General features: G+C 69.8%; 11 protein-coding genes. 10 read left to right on the top strand and 1 reads right to left on the bottom strand.

Going from position 1 to position 13,952, the window contains the following annotated elements; all coding sequences use genetic code 11:
* The first annotated feature begins 15 nt into the window (after nucleotides 1-15).
* The 10 genes from OG303_RS11010 to OG303_RS11055 all read left to right on the top strand — a co-directional run bounded on the left by OG303_RS11010 (nucleotide 16) and on the right by OG303_RS11055 (nucleotide 13,495).
* Entirely contained in the window at nucleotides 16-1,068 is a 1,053-nt protein-coding gene (locus tag OG303_RS11010; RefSeq protein WP_405867331.1) for a carbohydrate kinase family protein, read from the top strand.
* A gap of 47 nt (nucleotides 1,069-1,115) precedes the next feature.
* Nucleotides 1,116-2,393, top strand: a complete 1,278-nt coding sequence (locus tag OG303_RS11015; RefSeq protein ID WP_405867333.1) for an ABC transporter substrate-binding protein — start codon at nucleotides 1,116-1,118, stop codon at nucleotides 2,391-2,393.
* 124 nt (nucleotides 2,394-2,517) lie between these two features.
* Nucleotides 2,518-3,402, top strand: coding sequence for a carbohydrate ABC transporter permease (locus OG303_RS11020; RefSeq protein WP_405877187.1), 885 nt, complete (start codon nucleotides 2,518-2,520; stop codon nucleotides 3,400-3,402).
* Nucleotides 3,399-4,268 carry a carbohydrate ABC transporter permease gene (locus OG303_RS11025; protein WP_405867335.1) on the top strand — a complete coding sequence of 290 codons (870 nt, stop codon included), beginning with the start codon at nucleotides 3,399-3,401 and terminating at the stop codon, nucleotides 4,266-4,268. The genes OG303_RS11020 and OG303_RS11025 overlap by 4 nt, the downstream gene beginning before the upstream one ends.
* Before the next feature lie 84 nt (nucleotides 4,269-4,352).
* A complete protein-coding gene (locus OG303_RS11030) occupies nucleotides 4,353-5,285 on the top strand; it encodes an alkaline phosphatase family protein (RefSeq protein WP_405877189.1) in 933 nt (310 codons plus the stop codon).
* Nucleotides 5,282-8,209, top strand: a complete 2,928-nt coding sequence (locus tag OG303_RS11035; RefSeq protein ID WP_405867337.1) for a glycoside hydrolase family 2 TIM barrel-domain containing protein — start codon at nucleotides 5,282-5,284, stop codon at nucleotides 8,207-8,209. Before OG303_RS11030 ends, OG303_RS11035 begins: the two co-directional genes overlap by 4 nt.
* Before the next feature lie 32 nt (nucleotides 8,210-8,241).
* A complete protein-coding gene (locus OG303_RS11040) occupies nucleotides 8,242-10,089 on the top strand; it encodes a LamG-like jellyroll fold domain-containing protein (RefSeq protein WP_405867339.1) in 1,848 nt (615 codons plus the stop codon).
* A gap of 28 nt (nucleotides 10,090-10,117) precedes the next feature.
* The gene (locus OG303_RS11045; protein ID WP_405867341.1) at nucleotides 10,118-11,788 is read left to right on the top strand and encodes a histidinol-phosphatase; all 1,671 of its coding nucleotides are present in this window, start codon (nucleotides 10,118-10,120) and stop codon (nucleotides 11,786-11,788) included.
* On the top strand, nucleotides 11,788-12,639 hold the full coding sequence (locus OG303_RS11050; protein WP_405867343.1) for a hypothetical protein: 852 nt from the start codon (nucleotides 11,788-11,790) through the stop codon (nucleotides 12,637-12,639). Before OG303_RS11045 ends, OG303_RS11050 begins: the two co-directional genes overlap by 1 nt.
* Before the next feature lie 25 nt (nucleotides 12,640-12,664).
* On the top strand, nucleotides 12,665-13,495 hold the full coding sequence (locus OG303_RS11055) for a PaaX family transcriptional regulator C-terminal domain-containing protein (protein WP_405867345.1): 831 nt from the start codon (nucleotides 12,665-12,667) through the stop codon (nucleotides 13,493-13,495).
* Here OG303_RS11055 and OG303_RS11060 read toward each other — a convergent pair.
* Nucleotides 13,486-13,941 carry a MaoC family dehydratase gene (locus OG303_RS11060; protein ID WP_405867347.1) on the bottom strand — a complete coding sequence of 152 codons (456 nt, stop codon included), beginning with the start codon at nucleotides 13,939-13,941 and terminating at the stop codon, nucleotides 13,486-13,488. The genes OG303_RS11055 and OG303_RS11060 overlap by 10 nt on opposite strands.
* Nucleotides 13,942-13,952: the final 11 nt, after the last annotated feature.

Raw genomic sequence — 13,952 nt, forward strand, 5'->3', positions numbered from 1 at the left:
CGAGAGGCTGTTCGCGTGGACGACGACAGGCCCGACGTGCTCCTGACCGGGCTGCTGTTCTACGACCTCGTCCTCACGGGGCTCGGAAAGCCGCCGACGCCGGGTGAGGAGATCTGGACGGACGGCATGGGCTGCGGCCCCGGCGGCATCGCGAACCTCGCGGTGGCCGCCTCCCGGTTCGGCCTGCGCACCTCGCTGGCCACGGTCGTCGGCGACGACTTCTACGGCGAGTACTGCCGTGACGTCCTCGACGACCAGGAAGGCGTCGACCTCTCGCTCTCGCGCACCGCGGACGGCTGGCCCACCCCTGTCACCGTCTCGATCGCCCACGGTCACGACCGCGCCCTCGTCACCCATGGCCAGGAACCGCCGTACTCGCAGGACGCGCTGATGGGCGACCCGCCCGAGGCGCGCACGGCCCTCGTGCACCTCGAGGCCGAACCGCGCGGGTGGCTCGCCAAGGCCGCCGCGAACGGCACCCACATCTACGCCGACGTCGGCTGGGATCCCACCCAGGAGTGGTCGACGGATCTCCTGGACCAGCTCAAGCTGTGCCACGCCTTCCTGCCCAACGAGACGGAGGCGATGGCCTACACCCGCACCGACAGCGCGGTCGCGGCCCTCGGCACGCTCTCCGAGCTGGTGCCGGTGGCCGTGGTCACCCGGGGCGGGGACGGCGCGGTCGCCGTCGACCAGACGACCGGCGAGTACGCGGAGGTCCCGGCCCTCGACGTCGACGTCCTGGACGCGACGGGCGCCGGCGACGTGTTCGGCGCGAGCTTCGTCGCGGCCTCACTCGGCGGCTGGCCCCTGCAGGAACGGCTGCGGTTCGCCGTACTGGCCGCGAGCCTGTCCGTCCAGCACCACGGCGGGGCGCTCGCCGCGCCCGGCTGGTACGGCGTCGCCCGCTGGTGGCGCTCCCTGACCGACCCCGACCTGAAGCGCGCGTACGGCTTCCTGGCGGACCGCCTCCCGGCGAACGTCGGCCCGCCGGTGCGGTACGCGCCGGTGACCCCGCCCGCCCCGCACACGCCCGACGGCCCACGCGCGTGCGAACGGCTGCACTGACCCCTCAAGCCCCTCAGCACCTCGAACAGGAACAACAGGAGTGACCCGTGGACCTTTCTCGTAGAGGCTTCCTCCAGGCCGCCGCGCTCACCGCGGCCGCCTCCGGCCTGACCGTCGCATGCGGCGGCAGCTCGGGATCGGGCGGCACAAAGAACGGCAAGAACCTCACCCTGTGGTACTGGGGTGGCGCCCTCAGCGACAAGGTGGTCGCGGAGGCCAAGACCCACTTCAGCAGCCAGATCAAGCTGACCACCGCCTCCATCGGCGGTGACTTCAAGCAGAAGCTCACCACGACCCTCGCGGCGGGCACCTCCGTACCCGACATCACCGGCATCAAGGGCGAGGACATGGCGTCCTTCCTGCCCAACGCCGGCCGCTTCCTCGATCTGAACGACCTGGGCTTCAAGAAGATCTCGTCCCAGTACCTGGACTGGAAGACCAAGCTCGCCCAGACCGAGGACGGCAAGCAGATCGGCTTCCCCATCGACATCGGTCCCACCGCGCTCTTCTACCGCGAGGACCTGTTCGACAAGGCCGGGCTGCCCACCGACCCCGACAAGGTCGCCGCAGAGGCCAAGACCTGGGACGACTACTTCGCGCTCGGCACCGAGCTGAAGAAGGCGCTGCCCGGCATCTTCCTGGTCAACAACATCAGCTCGGTGTTCAACATCGCGGTCGGCCAGGGCACCAAGCGGTTCATCGACAAGAACAACCACTTCATCGGCGACCAGGACCACATCCGCGCCGCGTGGACCACGGCGGTCCGTCCCTACACGCTCGGCATCGACGCCAAGATCAACGACAACACCTGGAACGCCGCCATCGGCAAGAGCCTGGCCACCGAACTCGGCGCGGCCTGGCACGCGTTGGACATCGAGCAGGCCGCCCCGCAGACCAAGGGCAAGTGGCGGGTCTGTGCGAATCCCGTCGGGCCGGCCAACCAGGGCGGCTCCTACCTGGCCCTGCCCAAGCAGTGCCGCAACCCCGAAGAGGCATTCAAGATCATCAGCTGGATCCTCAGCCCGGACAACGACGCCCGCGGCTTCACCGACGCCGCAATCTTCCCCGCCGCCCCGGCCGCGTACGCCATGCCGGCCATGACGGGCGGTGACGCCTTCTTCGGCGGGCAGAAGATCATCGAGGTCTTCGGCCCGGCCGCCAAGGCCATCCCGGACAGCTACGAAGCGCCCGCCGACGCCGCCGTCATGGCCCCCTACATGACGGAACTGACCAGCATCGAGGCCAAGGGCAAGAAGCCCGACGACGCCTGGAAGGACGCGGTCAGCCAGGCCAAGCAGATCGCCCAGCGGCAGGGGGTGAGCTGAGGTGTCATCACCTCCGGTCACCGGCTCCGCCACGGTGCCCGAGCACCGTGGCGGGCCGGTCCCGGCCCGCTTCCGCCCGCGGCGCACACCGCCCGCGGGAGCCGCTCGGCCCAGGCGGCGCGGGCTGCTGTCGTACTGGCGGCAGTACCTCGCGATCTCGCCCTTCTACCTGATCTTCATAGCCTTCTCGTTCTTCCCGGTCTTCTACTCGCTGTATCTGGCCTTCCAGCGCTGGGACGGCCTGGGCACCATGCAGTTCGTGGGCCTGCAGCAGTTCCGGTTCCTGTGGAAGGACCCGGTCTTCTGGCTGTCGATCCGCAACACCCTGGTGATCTGGGTTCTGTCCACCGTTCCCACGCTCTTCGGCGCCCTGGTGCTGGCGACGCTGCTGCATTCGGTGCGCCGCTTCAAGGGCTTCTACCGGATCGCCCTCTACGTGCCGAACGTCACCTCGATCGTCGCCGTGTCGATCTTCTTCGGCGCGGTGTTCAGCAACAACTTCGGCCTGGTCAACGCGGTCCTGGGCACGGTCGGCATCTCGCCCGTGCCGTGGCTGAGCAATCCGTGGCTGATCAAACTGGTCATCGCGCTGCTGATGACCTGGATGTGGACCGGCTACAACATGATCATCTATCTCGCCGGTCTCCAGGCCATTCCCACGCAGATCTACGAGGCGGCCAAGCTGGACGGCGCCGGGCCCGTGCGGACCTTCTTCCAGATCACCCTGCCGATCATGCGGCCGATCATCCTGTTCACCGTCGTCATCTCGACCATCAACGGCCTGCAGAGCTTCAGCGAACCCCAGGTCCTGTTCGCCAGCAACGCCGCCAACGCGAACCTCGGCGGCCCAGGACAGTCCGGTCTGACCACACTGCTGTACTTCTACCAGTCGGCCTTCCTCAACAACGACTACGGCTACGGCGCGGCCATCGTGTGGGCCTTCTTCGTACTGATCATGGTGCTGGTCCTCATCAACTGGCGCATCGTGCAGCGCGGGAGGAAGTCATGACGGCAACGGGCACCACGCGGCCGGCGACGGGCGCGAGGCGGCTGCGGCGCCCCAGGGGCCTGACCGCGCACATCATCCTCATCCTGGCCGTCCTGATCTCGGTCTTCCCGTTCGTGTGGACGATCATCATGGCGACCAACACCACCCGCGACATCTACAAGAGCCCGCCGAAGCTGACCTTCGGCTCCCATCTGCTGGAGAACATCCGGCATGTGCTGAACACCATCGACTTCTTCGGGTCGATGCTCAACACGGTGATCGTCGCGTCCGTCACCACGGTCCTGGTGCTGTTCATCGACTCCCTGGCGGCCTTCGCCTTCGCCAAGTTCGACTTCCCCGGACGCAAGCTGCTCTTCGGCTTGCTGCTGGGGTTCATGATGCTGCCGCTCCAACTGGCCGTCCTGCCGCAGTTCATCCTCATGTCCAAGATCGGCTGGGTCGGCATGCTCAAGGCACTGACCCTGCCCTCCCTCGCCAACGCCTTCGGCATCTTCTGGCTGCGCCAGTACATAGAGAACGGCGTGCCCGACGAACTGCTCGACGCCGCGCGCATGGACGGCGCCGGGTTCTTCCGCCAGTACTGGAACATCGCGCTGCCGATGATCAGGCCCGCGATGTCCTTCCTCGCCATCTACGCCTTCGTCAACGCCTGGAACGACTACGTCTGGCCGCTCATCGTGCTCACCAACCCCGACCACGTGACCCTCCAGGTGGAGCTCGCGCAGCTCAACGTCGCCCACAACACCGACTACAGCATGGTCATGGCCGGTGTGCTGATGGCGTCCATCCCGCTGGTCGTGGTGTTCAGCATCTTCGCCCGCGGGTTCATAGCGGGCGCCACCGAAGGAGCGGTACAGGGCAGCTGAACCGATGTCACGAGAGGGAGGTGCACAGTGACGCAAGCCGCCGGCGGAGGACTGCCCGGGCGCGGCAAGGTGCTCGTGGTGGGGATGGACGGGTTGCGTTTCGACCGGCTGCCCCTCCCCCGGCCTCCGGCCGGGGAGACCCCCATCTCGCTTCGCTCGCCGTCCACGGCACCCGTGCTGCACGGTCTGATGGCCGCGGGCGCCTTCGGCACCAGCCTGCTGCCCTACGGCGAGGTCGACGGCCAGGCCGAGAACGGGCCGTCGACCAGCATGGCCTACACCGACTCCGGACCCGGCTGGTCAAGCATGCTGACCGGGGTGTGGCCCGACCGTCACGGGGTGACCGGCAACGACTTCACCGGCGCCGACTACGGCCGCTACCCCGACTTCCTGAGCCGCGCGGTCACCGCCCGGCCCGGTCTGCGCACCGCGGCCGCGGTGTCCTGGCCGGAACTGGTCCGCCGCGGCACCCTCGGCGCCGCCATCGGCCAACGGGTGCACTACGACGGTGAATCCGACGGCTACGAACCCGCGGACCGCCTCGTCGCCCGCACCGCCGCACGCTGGCTCACCGAGGACGACCCGGACGTAGTGTTCGTGTACTTCGGCGCCACCGACGAGGCCGGCCACGCCACGGGCCCCCTCAGTCCCGCCTACGACGACGCCCTCGTTGCCCAGGACGCCCATCTCGGGCGGCTGCTGGAGGCGATCGACGCCCGGCGCTCGGACCCCGCACGCGCCGACGAGCACTGGACCGTGCTGGTCACCACGGACCACGGTCACCTCGACGCCGGCGGCCACGGCGGCAACACACATGCCGAGCAGGAGGTCTTCATCATCCTCGCCGAGCCCGGCGGACCCGGCGGCACCCGGCTCGACACACCCCGCCTCATCGACATCGCCCCCACCGTCCTGGACCGTCTCGGCCTCACCGCCGACCCGGCCTGGGGCCTGCAGGGCCGCGTTCTCCCCGGCTCCAACTCCCCCACACCACCACCGACTTCGGAAGGGTCATGACCGACGCACTCCTCGCCCTGCGCCCCTGGGCGGCCCCCGAACTGACCTCCTTGGGGCGCCTGCCCATGAACGCCGTCGACCGGCGCTCCGGAGCACTCCCCCTGGACGGCGACTGGCGCTTCCAGCTGCTGCCCGCTCCGGACGCGCCGGTCGGCACCGCCTGGTCGTCGGCGTACGTCCCCGGCGTCTGGACCATGCAGACCATCCAGGACGCCGACGACCTTCCGCAGTACACGAACGTCCGTATGCCGTTCCCCGAGTACCCGCCCGACTCGCCCGCCGCCAATCCGACGGGCGTGTACGAGCGTGAGGTGGACGTCCCCGCCGACTGGGCCGGGCGCCGGATCGTGCTCCAGGTCGGCGCCGCCGAGAGCGTGCTCCTTGTGCACGTGGACGGGCGGCCCGTGGGGGTCTCCAAGGACTCCCATCTGGCGGCAGAGTTCGACCTCTCGGACGTCGTGCGTCCCGGCGAGCGGTCCGTCGTACGGCTGACGGTCGTGAAGTGGTCGGACGCCTCGCACATCGAGGACCAGGACCAGTGGTGGCACGGCGGCGTCACGCGCTCGGTGCTGCTGTACGCGACCGATCCCCTGCATCTCGCCGACGTGAGCGTGCGGGCGCGGCGGGACGGCGAGCTGCGCATCGACTGCCGGGTGCGGGACACACGCGGTGCGCTGCCCGAGGGCTGGTACGTCAGCGGTGATCTTGACGGTCAACTCCTCCCCCAGGACCGGGAGTTCGACCAGGCCAACGCGGAGGACGACCGTGTCTCCGACTTCCTCGGTGAGGCCCGCATCCACGCCACCGTCCCCGAGGTACGCACCTGGAACGCCGAGACTCCCGAGCTGTACGACCTGACCGTCCGCCTGCACCGCCCCGACGGCACGGTCGCCGACACCTCGCGGCACCGCATCGGCTTCCGCGACGTCGAGATCGTCGGCCGCGACCTGCTCGTCAACGGCGAGCGGGTGTTCATCCGGGGCGTCAACCGGCACGACTTCCACCCGCTCACCGGCCGCACGGTCTCCTACGACGACATGCGCGCGGACCTGGTCCTGCTGAAGCGGTTCGGCTTCAACGCGATCCGCACCTCCCACTACCCGAACGACCCGGCCCTGTACGACCTCGCCGACGAGCTGGGCTTCTACGTCGTCGACGAGGCGGACATCGAGTCCCACGACCACGCCCACGAGATCGCGGACGACCCGCGCTATCTCAACGCGTTCGTGGACCGGGTCTCGCGGATGGTGCTGCGGGACAAGAACCACCCGTCGATCATCATCTGGTCGCTGGGCAACGAGTCCGACTACGGCGCGAATCACGACGCGGCGGCGGGCTGGGTGCGCCGGCACGATCCGACCCGGCCGATCCAGTACGAGGGGGCCGCCAAGCTCGACTGGGCGGCGACGGACGACGCCTCCGACATCGCCTGTCCCATGTACGCGCCGCTGGAGGACTGCGTCGCCCACGCCCTGTCGGGCCGGCAGACCAGGCCCCTCATCCAGTGCGAGTACTCCCACGCGATGGGCAACAGCAACGGCACGCTCGCCGACCATTGGGCGGCCATCGAGTCCACGCCAGGTCTTCAGGGCGGGTTCATCTGGGAGTTCTGGGACCACGGCATTCTGCAGCGTGTGAACGACGGCAGACCGGTCGGGCGTGGGGGCGCCGGACTCTATGACAACGGTGTCGCCGCGCCCGGCCACCGCTGGGCGTACGGCGGCGACTTCGGCGAGACGATCCACGACGGCGCGTTCATCGCCGACGGGGTCGTCTTCCCCGACCGCACCCCCAAGCCCGCGCTGTACGAGCACCGGGAGATCGCGGCGCCGGTGCGCATCGAGTGCTTCAAACACGAGGGCATCGTGCTCGGCAACCACCAGCACTTCCGGGGCCTGGACTGGCTGTCCGGCACCTGGGAGCTGTCCCTGGCCGACGGCCAAACGCTCACCGCGCCCGCCGGACTGCCCGATCTGCGACCGGGCGAGACGGCCGCCGTACCGCTGCCCTTCGAGCTGCCGCGCGACGGCGGCGAGGCCTGGCTGACACTGCGGGTGACCACGGCCGAGGACCAGTCGTGGGCGCCGCGCGGCACGGAGGTGTGCGCGCCGCAAGTGCGGCTGCGCGAGCCCGCCGTGCGCGAGGACGTTCCCGTGGACCGGCCCGTCGAGGTGGACGGCGAGGGCCTCCTGGTCCATCCGCTGCTCACGGCCGCCCCCACGCTCTCCCTGTGGCGGGCGCCCACCGACAACGACGAGCTCGGCGGCATCGCGCCGCGCTGGCGGGCCTGGGGGCTCGACACGCTCGTCCGCAAGGTCGTGTCGGTACGGCAGGACGGCGGCCGGGCGACCGTGCTCGCCGAGTACGCCGGCACGGTCGGCGTCGTACGGCACCGGCAGGTGTTCACCCAGGTCGACGGCGGCATCCGGATCGACGAGGAGGCCGAGCTGCCGGACGAGTTCCACGATGTGGCGCGGGTCGGCTCGGTCTTCGAGACGGTGGCGGGCCTGGACCTGCTGGAGTGGTTCGGGCAGGGGCCGTGGGAGTCGTATCCCGACCGGAGCACCGGAGCGCCCGTCGGCCATCACTCCGTCCCCGTCGACGAGTTGTTCACCCCGTACCTGCGTCCGCAGGAGAGCGGCGGCCGGCACGGCGTACGGCGCTTCACGCTGTCCGCGCCGGACGCGACCGGTCTCGCGGTGGAGCTGGACGAACCCCGCCAGGTCTCGGTCACCCGGTATCGCGCCGAGGACCTCACCGCCGCGACGCACCACGACGAGCTGGTGCCGCGCTCCGGTTGCGTGGTGCACCTGGACGCGGCGCACCGCGGTCTGGGTACGGCATCGTGCGGCCCCGACACCTTCCCCTCCTACCTCGTCCCCCCGGGCGTCCACCGCTGGAGCTGGACCCTGCGCATTCTCTGAGTCCCTTTCTTGAAGTCCCTTACGGAGCACACGTGTGTACTTCGCATGACCACCATCAGGGCGAGGCCATGCAGGCCGGTGCCGCACGACGCAGTTTCCTGCGGGCCACCGCGCTGCTGAGTGCCGCCGCCACGGCCGGGGTCGCGCTGCCGGCCGTCGCCGAGGCGGCTCCCGCGACCGCGAGCAACTGGCGGCCCGACTCCGACAGCCGCCGCTTCACGCTCGCCGTCATGCCCGACACCCAGTACCTCTTCGACGGGCCGAGCATCGACAAGGCGCCCGTCGAGGCGTCGCTGCGCTATCTGCTGGAGCAGGGCAAGGAAGACAACCTCGTCTTCCTGTCCCACCTCGGCGACCTCACCCAGAACGGGGCCAAGGACGAATTCGCCGCGATCGGCGAGGCGTTCGGGCTGCTCGACCGGCGGGGTGTCGGCTACAGCGTCCTGGCCGGCAACCACGACGTGAAGTCCTCCACGGACGACCAGCGCGGCTCGACGCCCTACCTGGACGCGTTCGGCCCGCAGCGGTTCAAGAGCAGGCCGACGTTCGGGGGCGCCTCTTCGGACGGCTACAACACGTACCACCTGTTCAAGGCCGCCGGGCGCGAGTGGATGGTGCTCGCGCTGGACTGGCGGCTGTCGGCGAAGGGGTACGCCTGGGCTAAGGACGTGCTCGCCCAGCACCCGAAGACGCCGGTCATCCTCACCACGCACGAACTGGTCGTCGAGGACGACACGTTGTCGGACTACGGGCAGCAGCTGTGGGACCAGCTGGTCGCCGACCACGACCAGATCTTCCTGACCCTGAACGGCCACTACTGGCCCGCGGGCCGCGCGACCCGCAAGAACGCGGCCGGCCACGACGTGCACCTGCACCTCACCAACTACCAGAACCGCTACTTCGGCGGCGCGGCGATGATCCGCCTCTACCGCTTCGACCTGGACCGGGGCGTCATCGACGTGGAGACGGTCTCCCCGTGGATCCTCGGCCGGGCCAAGAAGGGCCTCAACGAGCTGGAGCGGCAGGAGATCGAGCTGAGCGGCGACGCCGACCGCTTCTCGGTCGACATCGACTTCGCCGACCGCTTCTCCGGCTTCGACCCGGTTCCCGCCCGCCCGGCACGCCCGGCCTCGAAGATGCTGGTGCGCGACACGGTCGCCTACTGGCGCTTCGACGGACACGACGACGGTACGGCGGTGAGCGGCACCGTCCGCGACCTGTCGGGGCGCGGCAACGACCTCTCCCTCGTCACGGTGGGCGGCGGCGCCCTGAACTGGTCGTCCGACCACCACCCCGACCAACCCGGCCACGGCAGCCTGGAGTTCCGGGGCTTCAAGTCCCCGCTGAAGGGCGCGTACCTGAAGACGGTCGACGGCGCCCCGCTCAACTCGGCGACGTTCAAGGACGGTTACACCATCGAGGCGTTCTACCGTCTGCCCGCCGACTGGGACCCCGACCACCACGCCTGGTCCGGCATCGTCAGCCGTACCGGCACGGGCGGTGCCGCCGGCAGGACGGGCGACGACCCGGACGAGCCCATCGCCACTCTGTCGCTGTCCAACGACCGCGAACCGCAGTGGGCGATGCGCCCGCTCAACCAGGAGGGCATCGCCACCAACTGGGGCCAGGAGACCCCGCTGGAGACCTGGTGGCACCTCGCGGTCGTCAACGACGGCAAGCACACCACTCTGTACGTCGAGGGCTGCCCGGTCGTCCGCAATCCCCAGGCCGCCGCGATCGGCATCACCTCCGTCGGACTGCCCTGGCTGCTCGGCGGCTACGCGTACGCGGACAAGATCGACCAGATCCTGCACGGCCGCCTCGGCGACGTGCGGATCGTCTCGCGGGCGCTGCCCGTCACCTCCTTCATGAACCACTGACGCCCTCGAAGAGGACAAGTAGACCGTCATGACCGAGCAGCAGCTGCCCGCCTGGGCCGACCCGTCCGTCTCCCCCACGCGTCTCGACGCCCAGGGCGTCTCCCGACGTCAACTCCTGCGCCGCGCAGGCCTGTTCGGCGCCGCGTTCACCCTCGGGTCGGCGGCCACCCCCGCGCTCGCCGCCCCGCAGCGTGGCTTCGGCGGTGACGACCCTCGTCTCGCCTACCTCGTCGGCGACCACCACGTGCACTCCGTGTACAGCCACGACGCCAAGTACACGTTCTCCCAGCAGGCCACCGCGGCCGCCGAGTACGGCCTCGACTGGATGGTGTTCAACGAGCACTCCAACTTCGGGCACGCCCACTACGGCGCCGCGCTGGAGCACAAGGAGATCCTCGAGGCCCGGGCCGCGAACCCGCGTCAGCTGATCTTCCAGGGCCTGGAGTGGTACATCCCGGCCGCCGAGCACTGCACCGTGTTCGCCGCGCCCGGCCCGCACGAGGTCGACCTGCTCACCCAGTTCGAGCTCGCCTACGACGGCAAGCTGCTCGGCTACGACAAGGGCGGCGCCGCCGACGCCGACACCGCGCGCAACGAGGCCCACGCCCTCAAAGGCATCAAGTGGCTGGCGGAACAACGCCGTTCGGGATACGTCGACGACGTCCTCGTCCTCGCCAACCACCCGCTGCGCCTCGGCATCGACTCCCCGCACGAGATGCGGGGCTGGCGGGACGCGGCCCCCGAGATCATGATCGGCATGGAGGGCGCGCCCGGTGCCCAGGGCGCGGCCATCCCCGGCTGGCGCGGCACCACGTCGATCCGCGGCGAGTACGAGAACAAGCCGTCGGCCCAGTCCTGGCCGGGCTACGCGGCGGACGCGTACCTCACGTACGGCGGCTTCGACTGGGCGACCGCGACCGTCGGAGGGCTGTGGGACTCGATGCTGGCCGAGGGCAGGCTGTTCTCGATCACCACCAACTCCGACAACCACCGGACCGTCTTCGACACCTGGAAGAACAGCGACTGGCCGGCCGGGCAGAACTTCGACAACACCGGCAAGCTGCCCGACCCGGTGAACACGGACACCCCGCAGGCCGGCAGCGACTTCTGGCCCGGCGAGTTCAGCCGCACCCACGTCGGCGTGACCCGCTACGGCTACCGCGCGGTGATGGCGGGCCTGCGCGCGGGCCGTGTCTGGCTCGACCACGGGCACCTGCTCGACGGGCTCGACGTCCGGGTGAAGCGGGACTGCGACGCCGGCCGGGGCGTCACCCTCGGCGGGCGGCTGCGCGTCCGCAAGGGCGAGAAGATCACGCTGTATGTGACGGTGACGACGGCTTCCCGGGCCAACCCCCAGGGAATCCTGCCCGAGTTGGCGCACGTGGACGTGATCCGGGGCGCGGTGCGCGGTCCGGTGACCGACCGGGACGCCTGGAAGGCGCCGGACACCAAGGTCGTCCACACGAAGGACGTGTCCGGCCGCAAGGGGACGTACACCCTGCGCATCCCGCTGACCGCCGGGGACGAGTCCTTCTACGTCCGGCTGCGCGGCAGCGACGGCAACCGCCACGGCACGGGCTACCTCGGCGCCTCGATCGACCCGCACGGGCCGATTCCGCACGAGCCCGGAAACGGTGACCCGTGGGCGGATACGTGGTTCTATTCCAACCCCATCTTCGTTGACGTGGCAGGTGCCTGATGAAGCGTCATCTCGTTCTTCTCGCCTCCTTATGCGGTGCTCTGACGCTCAGCGCCCCGAGCGCCTTCGCGTCCGAGGATCCGCACTGGGTGGAGACCGGCACGGCGTACACGGACACGCTGGGCGGCGGACAGGGACTGGCGAGCCGTGCGAACGGCTCGCTCCTGTACCGCGGTCTCGCCGACATCCCACTGGACCTCAGACTCAAGGGCTGGAACCACGTCGGTGACCCGGACATCGCCCGCGGCTACACCTTCGACGCCTACCAGGGCGCCGACACGGCCACGTCGAAGATGTTCGCGGTCACCACGCCGGCCGGGAAGCGCTACGAGTACGTGCACCAGCTGAACCCGGGCGAGAAGGTCAACAACTCCTTCGCGACCGTCTCGCCCGACGGGCAGTGGCTGGTGTCGGGCGAGTGGGGCGATCAGAACCGGCTGCAGGTCTTCCCCGCCCCGCTCCTCAACCCGTCGACTCCGCCCAAGGGCGGCGCCCTGAAGGAGGCCTGGCAGATCACCCTGGACAAGCCGGTGCGCAACATCCAGAGCTGCGACTTCGTGACGGACACCCGCCTGGTGTGCGCCTCGGACGACCCGAGCGGCGAGCTCTTCCCCGAGAGCCGACCGCTCCTCCAGGTCGACCTGCCGCACAAGCTGGACGGGCAACCGGTCACCGGCTCGGTGAAGAGCCTGTTCGGTCTGCCGCAGCGCAGCCTGTGCACGGACGGCACGTTCGAGGCGGAGGGCCTCGACTACGACGTGAACAGCGGCATCCTGCGGGCGGAGGTCATTCCGCCGGGGGTGTGCGCGCTGGCGACGACCGTCTACTCGTACCGCCAGGTCACGGACTGATCGGACACGTCGTACGGTGGGCCGCATGACCGGTGAAGAGTCGTTGCGGCCCCAGTCCCTCCTGCTCACGTTCCTGGGCGACCAGGTGCTCGGGCGGGACGTCTGCGTGTACTCGGGCAGCGTGATCGACGTCTTCGCGCGCGCCGGAGTCGGCGAGCAGGCGACCCGCTCGACCCTGACCCGCATGGTCAACCGGGGTCTGCTGCGCCGCCAGCGCGAGGGCCGCAGGATGTACTTCGGCCTGACCGAGCACTCGACGGCGGTACTGCGGGACGGCGAGCACCGCATCTGGCAGACCGGCGCGGTCAACCGGCAGTGGGACGGCACCTGGACCCTGCTCGGCTTCTCCCTCCCCGAGTCCTGGCAGCGTCAGCGCCACGATCTGCGCGCCAAGCTCACCTGGAGCGGCTTCGGCCCGCTGTTCAGCGGCCTGTGGATCGCGCCGGGCGAGGTCGACGTGTCGGAGCTGGTGTCCGAGCTCGGGCTCGCCGCCCATGTGAAGGTCTTCCGCGCACACGCCGACGCCGGCATGGACATCGGCGCGATGATCGAGGAGACCTGGGAACTGTCCGAACTGGCCGCGCGCTACGAGGAGTTCGTGCGCCGCTGGGAGGCCTGGGAGAGCAGGCTGCCGGACGCCGACGACGCCCTCGCGCTGCGGCTGCGCCTGCACAGCGAGTGGCTGCAGGTCATCCGCCGCGACCCGCGCCTCCCGGTCAAGCACCTGCCGGACGACTGGCCGGCGGAACGGGCCGAGAAGACGTTCCGGGCGGTGCACGACCGGTTCACTCCGCTCGCGCGGGAGGCCGCGGAGCGCCTTCTCGACCTGGTGCCGGCGCGGCCCGATCAGGCGTAGAAGCGGGACAGGCTCTGCAGTACGGCGGCGGGCTTGGCGGCGCCCTCGATCTCGATCGTGCCGTCCACGGTGATCTGTACACCGCCCGGCACCTCCTCGACCTCCGCGAGCTTGCCGACCAGGCGGATGCGGGAGCCGACCTTCACCGGCGAGGGGAAACGGACCTTGTTCAGGCCGTAGTTGACCTTCGTCGTGACGCCCTGGACGTCCAGCAGCTCGGTGAACAGCGGGATGAAGAGGGAGAGGGTGAGGTAGCCGTGGGCGATCGGCGCGCCGAAGGGTCCGGCGGCGGCCTTCTCCGGGTCCACGTGGATCCACTGGTGGTCGCCCGTGGCGTCGGCGAAGGTGTTGATGCGCTCCTGGGTGACCTCGATCCATTCACTGGTGCCCAGGTCGCTGCCCGCGAGCTTCTTCAGTTCGTCGATGCCGTTGACGGTGACGCTCATGTAACTGTCCT

Origin of the sequence: Streptomyces sp. NBC_00005 (genome assembly GCF_045160215.1) — a bacterium.
Classification (GTDB): Bacteria; Actinomycetota; Actinomycetes; order Streptomycetales; family Streptomycetaceae; genus Streptomyces.

Excerpts from the sequence above, each read along its gene's own strand:
- OG303_RS11045 (WP_405867341.1), top strand. The coding sequence starts at position 10,118 with ATGACCGAGCAGCAGCTGCCCGCCTGGGCCGACCCGTCCGTCTCCCCC.
- OG303_RS11055 (WP_405867345.1), top strand. The coding sequence starts at position 12,665 with ATGACCGGTGAAGAGTCGTTGCGGCCCCAGTCCCTCCTGCTCACGTTC.
- OG303_RS11030 (WP_405877189.1), top strand. The coding sequence starts at position 4,353 with ATGGACGGGTTGCGTTTCGACCGGCTGCCCCTCCCCCGGCCTCCGGCC.
- OG303_RS11060 (WP_405867347.1), bottom strand. The coding sequence starts at position 13,941 with ATGAGCGTCACCGTCAACGGCATCGACGAACTGAAGAAGCTCGCGGGC.
- OG303_RS11025 (WP_405867335.1), top strand. The coding sequence starts at position 3,399 with ATGACGGCAACGGGCACCACGCGGCCGGCGACGGGCGCGAGGCGGCTG.
- OG303_RS11035 (WP_405867337.1), top strand. The coding sequence starts at position 5,282 with ATGACCGACGCACTCCTCGCCCTGCGCCCCTGGGCGGCCCCCGAACTG.
- OG303_RS11050 (WP_405867343.1), top strand. The coding sequence starts at position 11,788 with ATGAAGCGTCATCTCGTTCTTCTCGCCTCCTTATGCGGTGCTCTGACG.